Genomic DNA, 14,982 nt, shown 5'->3' with positions numbered 1-14,982 from the left:
TCCCACGGTCTGTACTGGTCAGAGTCAGAATCGAGTCTGTAGTCCCGCCCACCCCTTCAAGTCTAAACATACAAGCGAGCCTGCTCGCGAAGGCAATAGCCCAGACAACACAGGGCTGTCAGAACGACCGCACAATCCGCCCCAACGTCTCCATCGCCTTCTCCGAATCCTCGGTCCACGGGCTGCCGTAGTTCAGCCGGATACAATTCCTGAACCGCTGAGTCGGCGAGAAGATCGGCCCCGGCGCGATGCTGATGCCCTGCGCCAACGCCATCTGAAACAACTTCAACGAATCCATCTGCGGTGGCAGTTCCAGCCACAGGAAGTAGCCGCCGGCCGGCTGGCTGACGCGGGTCTGCGCCGGGAAATAGCGGGCAATCGCTGCGAGCATCGCGCTTTGCTGTTCTTCCAGGGCGTAGCGCAGTTTGCGCAAGTGGCGGTCGTAGCCGCCGTGTTGCAGGTAGTCGGCGATGGCCGCTTGCGCCGGCATTGAGGCACAGAGCGAGGTCATCAGTTTCAGCCGTTCGATTTTCTGTGCGTAACGCCCGGCGGCGACCCAGCCGATGCGGTAGCCGGGGGCCAGGCTCTTGGCGAACGAACCGCAGTGCATCACCAGCCCTTCGGTATCGAAGGCCTTGGCCGGTTTCGGCGCTTGCTGACCGTAATAGAGTTCGGCGTAGACATCGTCCTCGATCAGCGGCACCTGATGCCGGCGCAGCAGTTCCACCAGTTCCTGTTTCTTCGCCTCGGGCATGGTCGCGCCCATCGGGTTCTGGAAACTGGTCATGCACCAGCAGGCCTTGATCGGATGGCGCTCCAGGGTCTGGGCGAGCACGCCGAGGTCGATACCGTCGCGCGGGTGCACGGGGATTTCCACGGCTTTGAGTTTCAAGCGCTCCAGCACTTGCAGGCTGGCGTAGAACGCCGGGGCTTCGATGGCCACCAGATCGCCCGGCTCGGTCACCGCTTGCAGGCACAGGTTCAGCGCTTCGAGGGCGCCGTTGGTGATCAGCAGTTCTTCCATCGGCAGCATCAGCCCGCCGACCATGTAGCGCAGAGCGATCTGCCGGCGCAGTTGCGGATTGCCCGGCGACATGTCGGTGACCACCATGCGCGGGTCCATCTCCCGCGCCGCACTGGCCAGCGAACGTGACAGCCGTTGCAACGGGAACAGGGTCGGGCTGGGGAACGCCGAGCCGAAGGGCACGGTGCTCGGATCCTTGATCGATTCCAGCACCGAGAACACCAGTTCGCTGACGTCGACTTCGGTGGAGTCGTTGACGTGGCTGCTGATCACCGGCTCCGAGAACGGACTCGGTGCGTGGGTGTTGACGAAGTAACCGGAGCGCGGCCGTGCGCGGATCAGACCGCGACGTTCCAGCAGGTAATAGGCCTGGAACACCGTGGACGGGCTGACCCCGTAAGTCTGGCTGGCGTAGCGCACCGACGGCACCCGTTGCCCGGGGCCGAGCACGCCGGAGCGGATCAGTTCAGCGATGTCGTCGGCGAATTTTTCGTAGCGTTTCATCGGTATCCCGCGATGGACTGAATTCGGATTGCTTGTTGTGGCGAGGGAGCTTGCTCCCGCTGGGCTGCGCAGCGGCCCCAAAAGCTTGTGAGTGCTGCGCACTCAAGCGGGAGCAAGCTCCCTCGCCACAGGTATCGCAGTGTCAAAAGAGAGCTGCATCTTAAAGGCTCAACGATTCATCGGCGCCACAAACCTGCTTTTCGCCACGCTATAAATCTCGGGCTCGTCGCTGTCGGCGATCTTGAAGCTCAAGGTCTGCGAGCTGCTGGCCGGACGTTCGGTGGTCATCGCCACCGACACCGGCACATCGACAATCTCCCCCGGCGCCAGGCTCAGTTCGGTCTTGCCCTGCAACTGGAAGCCGTCGCCGTCCACCAGGCTCAGGTTGTAGTCCTGGCGCTGTTGGGTCTTGTTGATGACCTTGAGGGTGTAGATGTTTTCGATCTGGCCCTGACCGTTCTCGCGGAACAGCCCGCGATCCTTGGTTACATCCAGCGAGACCATGGGCCGCTCAACCAAGGCCAGCGCCAGTGCGCCGATCATCACCAGCAGCACCGCGACATAACCAATCAGCCGTGGTCGCAGCAGATGGGTCTTGCCACCCTGCAATTCGCGCTCGGAACTGTAGCGGATCAGGCCGCGCGGGTAATTCATCTTGTCCATGATCGAATCGCAGGCGTCGATGCACGCCGCGCAGCCGATGCATTCCATCTGCAGGCCGTCGCGGATGTCGATGCCGGTCGGGCAGACCTGCACGCACAACTGGCAATCGATGCAATCACCCAGGCCGGCTTCGGCGGGTTTCACGTCGCGTTTGCGCGGGCCACGGTTTTCGCCACGGGCGACGTCGTAGGAAATCGCCAAAGTGTCCTTGTCGAACATCACGCTCTGGAACCGCGCATACGGGCACATGTGCATGCACACCGCTTCGCGCAGCCAACCGGCGTTGATGTAAGTGGCGGCGGTGAAGAACAGCACCCAGAACAGACTGACCCCGCCGATCTGCAGGGTGAACAGCTCTTCGGCCAGCGGCCGGATCGGCGTGAAGTAGCCGACAAACGTCAGTCCGGTCATCACGCTGATCGCCAGCCACAGAGTGTGCTTGGCCGCGCGCCGGGCCAGTTTGTTCAGGCCCCAGGGCGCCGCTTGCAGTTTGATCCGCTGGTTGCGTTCGCCTTCGGTGACTTTTTCGCACCACATGAAGATCCATGTCCACGAGCTCTGCGGGCAGGTGTAACCACACCAGACCCGGCCAGCGAACACGGTGATGGCGAACAGGCCGAACGCGGCAATGATCAGCAGCGCCGAGAGCAGGATGAAATCCTGTGGCCAGAAGGTCTCGCCGAAGATATGGAATTTGCTTTCGGCCAAGTCCCACAGCACGGCCTGACGACCGCCCCAGTTCAGCCACACGGTGCCGAAGAACAGCAGAAACAGAAAGCCCGCGCCGCTGATGCGCAAGGTGCGGAACAGGCCGGTGAAACTGCGGGTGTGGATGTGATTGTCGGTGGAGCCGGCCTTCGCCTTCATCGGGCGACCAGGCACATTTTTTATGGTGGGGCTTGCTTCTACGGTTCGGACGGGGATTTGTTCGCTCATGGTCATTCGCTCATCAGCCTCCATCAGGCGGACGAACTATGAGCGCCGATCTGTTTGCATAACAGACTCAGCTATTTGAATAAAAAGCGTATCAGATGGCGTTTGGTACACATCCTGCGACAACTTGAAGCAGCCCGCAGGCGCAGGCGCAAACGCCTATCGCAGGCGTCTGCGCCGGATGTTGATCCGGGTCAGTCAAATCACCGAATCACTCTCGTCGGCCTTCAGGTGCTTGCGACCGTCTTTCGCGCCGGCGACGGTCAAGGCATCCGCCTCTGCTTCGGTGATGTAAACGCGCCGGCCTTCAATCTCAACGAACGACATGGCTTTTTCGCTATCGGTTTTGACTTCCAGCGTGTCGCAGATACGAATTTCTTCACCATTTTCGACGGTGAAAAAACACACTTTTGCTTCGGGATTGGATTCATCGATTCGAACGGGCATGAGGCTGTCCTTTTTTCATGAGTACCTGAAAGGTTAGGGCGCGCGCTTTGCCGATCGTTCTGCGCAACTGATTAATGGTCGCTGCTGTCCATCCACTAACGACCAATAAGAAAGGAGGGAGCGATGAACGCCTGGTGGCATGAAGTGTGGGTGACGCTGCAAGCGGAGTTCGCCGATGTCGGCGATGCCTCGCAACTGACGCGCATCACCGTGCGCCTGTTGATGGCGGCGGTGCTGGGCGGAATTCTCGGTTTCGAACGCGAGCACAAGGGTAAGGCTGCCGGAGTACGCACGCACATGTTGGTGGCGTTGGGGGCGGCGCTGTTTGTGCTGGTGCCGCAGACCTCGGGGGCTGAATCCGATGCGATGAGCCGGGTGTTGCAGGGAGTGATCGCCGGGATCGGCTTTCTCGGTGCCGGTACGATTTTGAAGAATCAGGAAGGTGACGAAGGGCATGTGAAAGGACTGACCACGGCAGCCGGGTTGTGGATGACGGCGGCGATCGGCGTGGCGGCCGGGTTGGGCAGGGAAGCGACGGCGCTGCTCAGCACTTTGCTGGCGCTGGGGATTTTCAGCGTGATGCCACGGGTGGTCAAGATGTTTGAGAAGTATGGGGAGAAAAACCAGCACCTGTAATCGATCGTTCCCATGATGGGTGGGAACGATCGGCTGGGTGCTTAAACGATCACCGGTGGCATCGTCGTCGGCGGTTCTTCCTTCGGCGGTGGCGTGGTGCCTGGGGGTTCCTGCTCGGGAATCGGCTGGGGCTCGGTCTCCGGCAGGGTGGGTTTGTCGATGTTCGGATCAGGCGTTTCGGCCGGGATCGGGATGTTCATCTGTAGACCTCCGTGGTGGCACATGGCGTGAGAAGTGCTTAAGTGGATTGACCACCGTGTGATGAATTCGATCCGCTTTTCTGTCCAGACAAATCCCTGTGAACTTTTCCCCGCGCCGGTCGCTCGGAACCTAAGTGAGTTCAAGTCGGGGCCGGTGCCTCATTGTGAACACTGTTCCGGCACAAGAGCGTCCTTGGGGCGTTAAGGAGAGATGCTCGATGTCTGCTGAAAAACCTTCAGAGCAGAGCTACAACCCGCACATGCCGCTGTCGCAGGCGTTGCTGCTGCCGCGCATCGTGATCGAAAACACCATGCCGACCCTCGATGGCGGGCAGTTTGCCGTGAAGTCGATCGTCGAGCGTGACGTTATCGTCACCAGCAAGGTCTTTGCCGACGGCCACGACAAGCTGGCGGTGCGCATCCGCTGGCGTGCCGAGGGCGAAGAGAGCTGGCACAGCGAGGTGATGAACGAGCTGGGCAATAACAGTTGGCAGGGGCAGTTTCGTCCCGACCGCCAGGGTCGCTATCTGTATTGCATCGAAGCGTGGATCGACCATTTCGCCAGTTTCCAGTACGAACTGGAGAAGAAGCACAACGCCGCCGTCCCGGTGTCACTCGAACTGCAGGAAGGCCGCAGCATGGTGCAGCAGGCCGCCGAGCGCAGCGACGGTCAGCTCAGCGAGCAACTCGCCGCCTTGCATCATGAATTGTCCGGCCTGCTCGAAACCGAGCAGGTGGCGCTGTTTCTGCACTCGCGCAGTGCGCAGTTGATGGCGCAGGCCGATCACCGCGCCTATCTGAGCCTGAGCGCCGAATTCCCGGTGGATGTCGAACGGGAACTGGCTGAGTTTGCCAGTTGGTATGAGCTGTTTCCGCGCTCGATCACCGACGATCCCAAGCGTCACGGCACCTTCAACGACGTGCACTCGCGCCTGCCGATGATTCAGGACATGGGTTTTGACGTGCTGTACTTCACGCCGATCCACCCGATCGGCCGCGCCCACCGCAAGGGCCGCAACAATTCTCTGACCGCAGGTCCCGATGATCCGGGTAGTCCGTATGCGATCGGCAGCGAGGAGGGTGGCCATGAGGCGATTCACTCGCAGCTCGGCACCCGCGAAGACTTCCGCCGGTTGGTCGCCGCCGCCGCTGAGCATGGCCTGGAAATCGCCCTCGATTTCGCCATTCAGTGCTCTCAGGATCACCCGTGGCTCAAGCAGCATCCGGGCTGGTTCAACTGGCGCCCGGACGGCACGATCAAATACGCGGAAAACCCGCCGAAGAAATACCAGGACATCGTCAACGTCGACTTCTATGCGCCGGATGCGATCCCCAGCCTCTGGGTGGAACTGCGCGATATCGTCGTCGGCTGGGTCAACGAAGGTGTGAAAATCTTCCGCGTCGACAATCCGCACACCAAGCCGCTGCCGTTCTGGCAATGGCTGATCGCCGATGTGCGGGCGCTGCACCCGGAAGTGATCTTCCTCGCCGAGGCGTTCACCACGCCGGCGATGATGGCGCGGCTGGGCAAGGTCGGTTATTCCCAGAGTTATACCTATTTCACCTGGCGCAACACCAAGTCGGAGCTGGCGACCTACTTCAGTGAACTCAACGAGTCGCCGTGGCGTGAATGCTACCGGCCGAACTTCTTCGTCAACACGCCGGACATCAACCCGGCGTTCCTGCATGAATCAGGGCGGCCGGGGTTTCTGATCCGCGCGGCGCTGGCGACCATGGCGTCGGGCCTGTGGGGCATGTATTCCGGTTATGAACTGTGCGAATCGGCGCCGGTGCCGGGCAAGGAGGAATACCTTGATTCGGAGAAGTACGAGATCCGCGTCCGCGACTTCAATGCGCCGGGCAACATCATTGCCGAAATCGCCCAGCTCAACCGCATCCGCCGGCAGAACCCGGCGCTGCATACGCACCTGGGGTTGAAAATCTACAACGCGTGGAACGACAACATTTTGTATTTCGGCAAGCGCAGCTTTGACGGCAGCAATTTCATTCTGGTGGCGGTGAGCCTCGATCCGCACAACGTGCAGGAAGCCAATTTCGAACTGCCGCTGTGGGAGATGGGCCTGCCCGACGACGCGACCACCCACGGTGAGGACTTGATGAACGGGCATCGCTGGGATTGGCATGGCAAGTATCAGTTCATGCGCATTGACCCGGCGTACCAGCCGTTCGGGATTTGGCGGATTACTGCCGCGTAAGACCTTGCTCAAAAACTTGTGGTGAGGGGATTTATCCCCGACTGGCTGCGCAGCAGCCACAAAGAACAACTGGGTAAAACTGAATAAAAGCAGGGCCGCTTCGCAGCCCGTCGGGGATGAATCCCCTCACCACAGAGCCCCTCATCACAGGGCATCCGTGTGGTCTGACAGAATTGAACAGGAGTTTCACATGGCGAAGAAACCCAAGGCAGCCACCTTTATCAAAGACCCGCTCTGGTACAAGGATGCGGTGATCTATCAAGTACACGTCAAATCGTTTTTCGACTCCAACAATGACGGGATCGGCGACTTTCCCGGCCTGATCGCCAAACTCGATTACATCGCCGAACTCGGCGTCAACACCATCTGGCTACTGCCGTTTTATCCGTCACCACGTCGCGATGACGGCTATGACATCGCCGAATACCGCGGCGTACACAGCGACTACGGGACCATGGCCGATGCCAAGCGCTTTATCGCCGAGGCGCACAAGCGTGGTTTGCGGGTGATCACCGAGCTGGTCATCAACCACACCTCGGATCAGCACCCGTGGTTCCAGCGGGCGCGCAAGGCCAAGCCCGGTTCGGCGGCGCGGGACTTCTATGTGTGGTCGGATGACGATCAGAAGTACGACGGCACGCGGATCATCTTCCTCGACACCGAAAAGTCCAACTGGACCTGGGACCCGGTCGCCGGCCAGTACTTCTGGCACCGTTTCTATTCGCACCAGCCCGACCTCAACTTCGACAACCCGCAAGTGATGAAAGCCGTGCTGTCGGTGATGCGCTACTGGTTGGACATGGGCATCGATGGCCTGCGCCTCGACGCCATTCCGTACCTGATCGAACGCGACGGCACCAACAACGAGAACCTTCCGGAGACCCACGACGTCCTCAAGCAGATCCGTGCCGAGATCGACGCGAATTACCCGGACCGCATGCTGTTGGCCGAAGCCAACCAATGGCCGGAAGACACCCAGCTGTACTTCGGCGACACCGATGCCGAGGGCGTCAACGGTGACGAATGCCACATGGCGTTTCACTTCCCGCTGATGCCGCGCATGTACATGGCGCTGGCCCAGGAAGATCGCTTCCCGATCACCGACATTCTGCGTCAGACCCCCGAGATTCCGGCCAACTGCCAGTGGGCAATTTTCCTGCGTAACCACGATGAGTTGACGCTGGAGATGGTCACCGACAAGGAGCGCGACTACCTGTGGAACTACTACGCCGCTGACCGTCGCGCGCGGATCAACCTTGGCATTCGTCGGCGTTTGGCGCCGTTGATGGAGCGTGACCGCCGCCGCGTCGAGCTGCTCAACAGCCTGCTGCTGTCGATGCCCGGCACGCCGACTTTGTATTACGGCGACGAAATCGGCATGGGCGACAACATCTACCTCGGCGACCGCGACGGTGTGCGTACGCCGATGCAATGGTCGATTGACCGTAACGGCGGCTTTTCTCGCGCCGATCCAGCCAGTCTGGTGCTGCCGCCGATCATGGACCCGCAATACGGTTATCTCTCCGTCAACGTCGAGACTCAGGCCGGCGATCCGCATTCGCTGCTCAACTGGACGCGACGCATGCTTGCTGTGCGCAAGCAGTCCAAGGCGTTCGGCCGTGGCACGTTGAAGATGCTCTCGCCGAGCAACCGACGGATTCTGGCCTACACCCGCGAGTTCACCGACGCCGATGGCAAGCACGAAATCATTCTTTGCGTGGCCAACGTCTCGCGCAGCGCGCAGGCGGCGGAACTCGATCTGTCGGCCTACGTCGGCATGGTCCCGGTGGAGATGCTCGGCGGTAACGCGTTTCCGCCGATCGGCCAGTTGAATTTCCTCCTGACCCTGGCGCCGTACGGTTTCTACTGGTTCGCCCTGGCTGCGGAAAACCAGATGCCGAGCTGGCACGTGGAACCGGCGCAGAGCCTGCCGGACTTCACCACGCTGGTGCTGAAAAAACGCATGGAAGAACTGCTCGAAACGCCGACCCGCAACACCCTGGAGCAGAGCATCCTGCCGAGCTGGCTGCAGAACCGCCGCTGGTTCGCCGGCAAGGACGCGGCCATCGAGCAGGTCAATCTGGCCTATGGCGTGCGCTTCGGCGATGCGCAGCATCCGGTGCTGCTCAGCGAAATAGAAGTCACCAGCGCCGGGCAGACCAGCCGCTATCAACTGCCGTTCGGCTTCATCACCGAAGATCAGGTCGGGCCGGCGTTGCCGCAGCAACTGGCATTGTCGCGTGTTCGTCGCGGGCGTCAGGTCGGTCTGATCACTGACGCGTTCAGCCTCGAAACGTTTGTCCACGCGGTGCTGCAAGGCATGCAGAGCAACACCGTGCTCAACTCCGAACAGGGCGAGATTCGTTTCGCGCCGACCGCGCAGCTGGAAAAACTCGGCCTCGGTGCCGAATCCGAGGTGCGTTATCTGTCGGCCGAGCAATCGAACAGTTCGGTGGTAATCGGCAACAGTCTGGTGCTGAAGCTGATCCGCAAGGTCGCTTCGGGTGTACACCCGGAACTGGAAATGAGCGCGTACCTGACCGAGGCCGGTTTCGCCAACATCTCGCCCCTGCTCGGCTCGGTGATTCGCCGCGATGGCGCGGGCGAAGACAACCTGCTGATGATCGCGCAAGGCTATCTGAGCAATCAGGGCGATGCCTGGGAATGGACGCAGAACAACCTCGAACGGGCGTTGCGTGATGAGCTGGCGGACGCGATGTCCGAGCAGGAACAGCATTACAACGCCCTCGGCGAACTGAAGGACTTTGCCGGCATGCTCGGCCAGCGTCTGGGCGAAATGCACCAGGTGCTGGCGGCGCCAAGCAACAACCCCGACTTCGCCCCGCAAACCACCAGCGCCAAGGAGGCGCAAGCCACTGGCAAGGACGTCGCGGCGCAGGTCGAGCATGCGTTGAAGCTGCTCAAGCAACATCAGAGTCATCTGAGCGCGGCGGATCAGAAAATGGTCGCGCGGCTGCTGGACAACAAAAAAGTCATCCTCGGCCATGTGCAGGAACTTGCGCAGAAAGCCGTTGGCGGCTTGCGGATTCGCGTCCACGGCGACCTGCACCTGGGTCAGGTGCTGGTGATCAAGGGCGATGCCTATCTGATCGATTTCGAGGGTGAACCGGCGCGGCCGCTGCACGAACGGCGCGGCAAACACAGTCCGTACAAGGACGTCAGCGGCGTGCTGCGTTCCTTCGATTACGCGGCGGCGATGACGATCAACGTGCACAACGTCGATCACAGTCCAGAGTCGGAAGCGGCCCGGCATCGGGTTGCCGAGCGCTACCTGCGTGAGGCGCGCGAGGCATTTGTTCAGGCATATCGCCAAGCGGCGGCTAATCTTGATCATGCTTGGCAGGATCCTGCGGGTGCCGACGCTGCGCTTGCGCTGTTCGGCCTGGAGAAGGCGGCCTATGAAGTGGCCTATGAAGCCGAAAATCGCCCCACGTGGCTGCCCGTGCCGTTGCACGGTTTGTATGGGTTATTGACGGGGCTTAAACCCTTTTCCGATCTTGGTGGAGAGTAGTCATGAGTGTCTCGAACAAGGAACAGGGTCACGCTAAAGAAGCGTTATTGCCGGCGGCGCGGGACATCGACGCCCTGGTGCGCGCTGAACACCACGACCCGTTTTCCATTCTCGGCCCGCATGGTGATGGTGCCGGTGGGCAGTTCATCCGCGCTTATCTGCCGGGTGCGTTGAAAGTCGAAGTGCTGGACAAGGACAGCGGTGAAGAACGCGGCGAACTGCAAGCCACCGAAACACCGGGATTGTTTGTTGGTCACTTCGATCAGGCGCGGCCGTATCTGCTGCGCACGCGTTGGGCCGGCGGCGAACAGGTCGCGGAAGATCCGTACAGCTTCGGCCAGTTGCTCGGCGAAATGGATTTGTATCTGTTCGCTGAAGGCAATCACCGCGACCTCAGCAGTTGCCTCGGCGCGCAACTGACCACGGTCGATGGCGTCGACGGTGTGCGTTTTGCCGTGTGGGCGCCGAATGCCAGGCGGGTGTCGGTGGTCGGTGATTTCAACGTGTGGGACGGTCGCCGCCATCCGATGCGCCTGCGCCATCCGTCCGGGGTCTGGGAGTTGTTCATTCCACGCCTGCAAGCGGGGGAGTTGTACAAGTACGAAATCCTCGGCGCCCACGGCATCCTGCCGCTGAAGGCCGACCCGATGGCCCTGGCCACCAGCCTGCCGCCGGACACCGCGTCAAAAGTCGCCGCGCCGCTGCAGATCAACTGGCAGGATCAGGACTGGATGAACGGTCGCCGCGAGCGGCAGAAGCATTCAGCGCCGCTGTCGATTTACGAATTGCATGCCGGCTCGTGGCAGTGCGAACTGGACGATCTGGGCGAAGTCGCCCGTCAGTACACCTGGCCGGAGCTGGCCGAGCGCTTGATTCCTTACGTCAAGGAGCTGGGTTTCACCCACATCGAACTGATGCCGATCATGGAGCACCCGTTTGGTGGTTCGTGGGGTTATCAGTTGCTCTCGCAATTCGCCCCGAGCGCCCGATACGGCACGCCGGAGCAATTCGGTGAGTTCGTCGATGCCTGCCACCGTGCCGACATCGGCGTGATCCTTGACTGGGTGCCAGCGCATTTCCCCACTGATACTCACGGTCTGGCGCAGTTCGACGGCACGGCGTTGTACGAATACGGCAACCCGCTGGAAGGCTTTCACCAGGACTGGGACACGCTGATTTACAACCTTGGGCGCACCGAAGTTCACGGCTACATGCTGGCGTCGGCGCTGCACTGGTTGAAGCATTTCCACATCGACGGTCTGCGTGTGGATGCGGTGGCCTCGATGCTGTATCGCGACTATTCGCGCAAGGCCGGTGAATGGGTGCCGAACCGCCACGGCGGGCGCGAGAACCTCGAGGCGATTGATTTCCTCCGCCACTTGAATGACGTGGTCGAACTGGAAGCACCGGGCGCGCTGGTGATCGCCGAGGAGTCCACCGCATGGCCGGGCGTCAGTCAGAGCACCCAGCAGGGTGGTCTCGGTTTCGCCTACAAATGGAACATGGGCTGGATGCACGACTCGCTGCACTACATCCAGCAGGATCCGGTGTATCGCGCGCACCATCACAATGAATTGAGTTTCGGCCTGGTTTACGCCTGGTCCGAGCGCTTCATCCTGCCGATCTCCCACGACGAAGTGGTGCACGGCAAGCACTCGCTGATCGACAAGATGCCCGGTGACCGCTGGCAGAAATTTGCCAACCTGCGCGCTTATCTGAGTTTCATGTGGACCCATCCGGGCAAGAAGCTGTTGTTCATGGGCTGCGAATTCGGCCAGTGGCGCGAGTGGAATCACGATCAGCAACTGGACTGGTACCTGCTGCAATACTCGGAACACAAAGGCGTGCAGAAACTGGTCGGTGACCTCAATCGCTTGTACCGCGAAGAACCGGCGCTGCACGACCAGGACGATGCGCCGCAGGGTTTCCAGTGGTTGATCGGCGATGATGCGATCAACAGCGTGTACGCGTGGCTGCGCTGGAGCAAGGACGGCAAACCGGTGCTGGTGGTGGCCAACTTTACTCCGGTGCCGCGTCAGTCGTATCGGGTCGGCGTGCCGTTTGCCGGGCGCTGGAACGAACTGCTCAACAGCGATGCCGACACCTACGCCGGTTCGAATTATGGCAATGGCGGCGGGGCGTTTACCGAAGAGGTGCCGAGCCATGGCCAGTCGTTGTCGCTTGAACTGAATCTGCCGCCGCTGGCGGTGTTGATTCTCAAGCCGGAGGGTTGATCCGCAACCGCGTCGCTGTCATCGCGAGCAGGCTCACTCCTACATTTGGAATGCGTCTCCCTGTAGGAGTGAGCCTGCTCGCGATGGCTTCAGCTCAGAGGCCATCGCCCCTCAAGCCGAAATCACCAACGCATCCGCACCCCCAGGCTGCCAATCAACCCGTTCAAGTCATTGTCATCCACGTCGCTGCTGTAATCGGCGCTGACATACAGGCTGACCGCCGGCGTCACCCGCGCAACCAATCCCAGTCCTAATTCGACCGTCGATGACTTGCGACTGCTGCTGATCTTGTCGACCTGATCGAGAGTCACCGTGTTGCCGGTATACACCGTATGCCAGAGGTTGGTACGCACGTAGGGTTCCACCGGCAGACCGTTCACATCGTAACTGCCTTTGAGGCGGGCGCCGACGCGGCCGCTCCACGCCGACAGATCCGTTGACGAAGCATTGCCGGAACCCGCGTATGGGGTGTCGAGGGTGATGCGCTGGTTGATCAGTTGCGCCTGGGGTTCAACCACCCAGTTGCCGCCCAGGCCGATCGGATATCCACCTTCGACCGAGAAGGTCATTGCACTGCCTTCGGTGGCCTGGCGCGCGCCTTGTTCGTTACGACTGAAACCGCTGACCCGGCCACCGCTGGCCGACAGGTCGACATGCCAGCCCTGCGCGCCAGTCAGACGGTAATAAGCACCGAGGCTCTGGCCTTGCAGATTCAGGGTGTCGGTGGTCGGATCGGCGAGGGCGCGGCTGCTGATCAGGCCGGCGCTGTTGGCCTGGATCTGGTTGTATCCGCCAATCAGGCCGAGCGTCTGGGTGTGACCGCCGGCGCTTTGCACGGTGATTACTGGCGCGCCTTTGAAGTCGCCGTTGCCGGGGGTGGCAAAACCTGGTGACAGCACGTCGGTTTGCGCTTGCCGGGCGCTTTGTCCGTACAACCGGTCCCAGGCTGCCGGCGCCAGATCCTCTGTGATCAGGTCGGCGCCGCGCAAATCGGGACGTGGACTCAGGCGTTGTGGCTCGGGGGTGACAACGGTCGCCGGCAGGGTCAGAACGGGCATGTCCTGGTGATACCAGGGAGTGGTTTCATCCGCCGCAGGTCCGGCCTGCGCCTCCATGGATGAGCACAGCAGAATCGAACTCGACACTGTGCAAAACGTCACTTTGATCTCTTGTGGGGTGAATGAGCTTTTCATGGAGGTCTACCTTGCAAGCGCATGCGGGATCTCTTTTCTGGCGTCTCTCCTACCCCGAACGAGGGGCGACCGAATGGAGCGGGGCGAACCGCGGCGCTCGATTTCGCGAGTGCCGGAAGGGTCGCCCCGGTGAGTAATTCCGGGGGTAGTAAGGTAGAGATAAGAAGAGTGATGCCCATGCGTCAAGAAACTGCACGATGAGCGGTACAGCTAAATCAGGCGCCGCAAGCGTTTGTTTTTCTGCACATATCCAAGTCATTGTCTGTGCTTACAAATGCACTTCCACCGCCAGCGGCAAATGATCCGACAAGTGCGTCCACGGCTTGTTGCCGAGGATCTGCGGGTCATGGCTGCTGGCATTGCGCAGGTAGATGCGGTCCAGGCGCAGCAGTGGAAAACGCGCAGGGTAGGTCTTGGCCGGGCGGCCATGGTGGCGTTCGAAGGCTTCGTGCAGGTAATCGCGGCGGGCGAGGGCGGCATTGCCCTGCAGTTGCCAGTCATTGAAGTCGCCGGCAATGATCACCGGTGCATCGTCGGGCAATGATTCGAGCAACTGGCAAAGCAGCTGCAACTGCAATTGGCGGTGGCTTTCCAGCAGACTCAGGTGCACGCAGATCGCGTGCACTTCGGCGTGGCCCGGCACGTCCAGCACGCAGTGCAGCAGGCCTCTGCGCTCGGGGCCGGTGATCGACACGTCGAGGTTGCGGTATTCGCGGATCGGGTATTTCGACAGCAGCGCATTGCCATGGTGGCCATCGGGGTACACCGCGTTGCGCCCGTAGGCGAAATCGCTCCACATGCTGTCGGCAAGAAATTCGTATTGCGAGGTTTGCGGCCATTCGTGGTAGCGATTGGAATGTCGCTCGTGTTCGCCCACCACCTCCTGCAGAAATACCAGATCAGCCGAGGTGCTGCGCACCGCTTCGCGCAGTTCCGGCAGGATGAAGCGCCGGTTGAGGGCGGTAAAACCCTTGTGAGTGTTGACCGTCAGCACGCGCAGGCGATGGATGACGGGTGCGTCGACGGCGTGACGCTTGGGATCGCTGGACACGTTCACTCCTCTGAAAAAACGGCTTCCTGTTCATGCGACTGGTCTGTGAGCGGGCAGTTCCTTCCAGATGCCCCAGGCCGTAATACAAATCACCAGAGCCGCCAGGAAACCTGTGGGAGCGAGCCTGCTCGCGAAAGCGGCCTGCCGATCGACCAATCTCTGACTGAATGCACTCGGTCAAATGGTGGGAGCTGGCTTGCCAGCGATGACGGCTCACAAGCCGACCAACCTCCCACTTAATGCAAGCATTCCAACTGTGGGAGATTCTATGTTGCTCAGCAACCCTAGAATCTCAAACTGATCGGTATTCGCCCTGATTCTTCATCAGGGTGAATGCCACTCGGCAGAG

10 protein-coding genes are annotated in these 14,982 nt (G+C 60.8%); 4 read left to right on the top strand and 6 right to left on the bottom strand.

The window, feature by feature from the left end; genetic code table 11:
• Positions 1–118: 118 nt before the first annotated feature.
• The 3 genes from mapR to HDC30_RS28825 form a co-directional block, all read right to left on the bottom strand.
• Positions 119–1,528, bottom strand: a complete 1,410-nt coding sequence (gene mapR / locus HDC30_RS28835) for a GntR family transcriptional regulator MpaR (protein WP_008087199.1) — start codon at positions 1,526–1,528, stop codon at positions 119–121.
• Between the two features lie 168 nt (positions 1,529–1,696).
• On the bottom strand, positions 1,697–3,127 hold the full coding sequence (gene ccoG, locus HDC30_RS28830) for a cytochrome c oxidase accessory protein CcoG (protein WP_183786255.1): 1,431 nt from the start codon (positions 3,125–3,127) through the stop codon (positions 1,697–1,699).
• 195 nt (positions 3,128–3,322) lie between these two features.
• Positions 3,323–3,571 carry a DUF3203 family protein gene (locus tag HDC30_RS28825; protein ID WP_027613724.1) on the bottom strand — a complete coding sequence of 83 codons (249 nt, stop codon included), beginning with the start codon at positions 3,569–3,571 and terminating at the stop codon, positions 3,323–3,325.
• Positions 3,572–3,694: 123 nt separating this feature from the next.
• On the opposite strand from HDC30_RS28825, the gene HDC30_RS28820 reads away from it, so the two are divergent.
• Positions 3,695–4,207 carry an MgtC/SapB family protein gene (locus tag HDC30_RS28820; protein ID WP_183786253.1) on the top strand — a complete coding sequence of 171 codons (513 nt, stop codon included), beginning with the start codon at positions 3,695–3,697 and terminating at the stop codon, positions 4,205–4,207.
• A gap of 41 nt (positions 4,208–4,248) precedes the next feature.
• Here the strand turns inward: HDC30_RS28820 and HDC30_RS28815 are convergent, their stop codons facing one another.
• Positions 4,249–4,407 carry a hypothetical protein gene (locus tag HDC30_RS28815; RefSeq protein ID WP_003224520.1) on the bottom strand — a complete coding sequence of 53 codons (159 nt, stop codon included), beginning with the start codon at positions 4,405–4,407 and terminating at the stop codon, positions 4,249–4,251.
• 218 nt (positions 4,408–4,625) lie between these two features.
• Here HDC30_RS28815 and HDC30_RS28810 point away from each other — a divergent pair, with 218 nt between their 5' ends.
• From HDC30_RS28810 to glgB, 3 genes are all read left to right on the top strand, one after another.
• Complete coding sequence (locus tag HDC30_RS28810) at positions 4,626–6,623, top strand: alpha-1,4-glucan--maltose-1-phosphate maltosyltransferase (RefSeq protein ID WP_183786251.1); 1,998 nt, start codon at positions 4,626–4,628, stop codon at positions 6,621–6,623.
• A 190-nt stretch (positions 6,624–6,813) separates the two neighbouring features.
• Positions 6,814–10,155, top strand: coding sequence for a maltose alpha-D-glucosyltransferase (treS, locus tag HDC30_RS28805; RefSeq protein ID WP_183786249.1), 3,342 nt, complete (start codon positions 6,814–6,816; stop codon positions 10,153–10,155).
• 2 nt (positions 10,156–10,157) lie between these two features.
• A complete protein-coding gene (gene glgB / locus HDC30_RS28800) occupies positions 10,158–12,389 on the top strand; it encodes a 1,4-alpha-glucan branching protein GlgB (RefSeq protein WP_096797348.1) in 2,232 nt (743 codons plus the stop codon).
• A 122-nt stretch (positions 12,390–12,511) separates the two neighbouring features.
• Here glgB and HDC30_RS28795 read toward each other — a convergent pair whose 3' ends face one another.
• Positions 12,512–13,582 (bottom strand): autotransporter outer membrane beta-barrel domain-containing protein, encoded by a 1,071-nt coding sequence (locus tag HDC30_RS28795; protein ID WP_183786247.1) that lies wholly within the window; start codon positions 13,580–13,582, stop codon positions 12,512–12,514.
• 268 nt (positions 13,583–13,850) lie between these two features.
• Complete coding sequence (locus HDC30_RS28790) at positions 13,851–14,633, bottom strand: endonuclease/exonuclease/phosphatase family protein (protein WP_098963919.1); 783 nt, start codon at positions 14,631–14,633, stop codon at positions 13,851–13,853.
• Positions 14,634–14,982 lie beyond the last annotated feature (349 nt).

The organism is Pseudomonas sp. JAI115 (genome assembly GCF_014200835.1).
Lineage (GTDB): Bacteria > Pseudomonadota > Gammaproteobacteria > Pseudomonadales > Pseudomonadaceae > Aquipseudomonas > Aquipseudomonas putida_A.
This window is presented reverse-complemented; position numbering and strand designations above follow the sequence as displayed.

Excerpts from the sequence above, each read along its gene's own strand:
- mapR (WP_008087199.1), bottom strand. The coding sequence starts at position 1,528 with ATGAAACGCTACGAAAAATTCGCCGACGACATCGCTGAACTGATCCGC.
- ccoG (WP_183786255.1), bottom strand. The coding sequence starts at position 3,127 with ATGAGCGAACAAATCCCCGTCCGAACCGTAGAAGCAAGCCCCACCATA.
- HDC30_RS28825 (WP_027613724.1), bottom strand. The coding sequence starts at position 3,571 with ATGCCCGTTCGAATCGATGAATCCAATCCCGAAGCAAAAGTGTGTTTT.
- HDC30_RS28820 (WP_183786253.1), top strand. The coding sequence starts at position 3,695 with ATGAACGCCTGGTGGCATGAAGTGTGGGTGACGCTGCAAGCGGAGTTC.
- HDC30_RS28815 (WP_003224520.1), bottom strand. The coding sequence starts at position 4,407 with ATGAACATCCCGATCCCGGCCGAAACGCCTGATCCGAACATCGACAAA.
- HDC30_RS28810 (WP_183786251.1), top strand. The coding sequence starts at position 4,626 with ATGTCTGCTGAAAAACCTTCAGAGCAGAGCTACAACCCGCACATGCCG.
- treS (WP_183786249.1), top strand. The coding sequence starts at position 6,814 with ATGGCGAAGAAACCCAAGGCAGCCACCTTTATCAAAGACCCGCTCTGG.
- glgB (WP_096797348.1), top strand. The coding sequence starts at position 10,158 with ATGAGTGTCTCGAACAAGGAACAGGGTCACGCTAAAGAAGCGTTATTG.
- HDC30_RS28795 (WP_183786247.1), bottom strand. The coding sequence starts at position 13,582 with ATGAAAAGCTCATTCACCCCACAAGAGATCAAAGTGACGTTTTGCACA.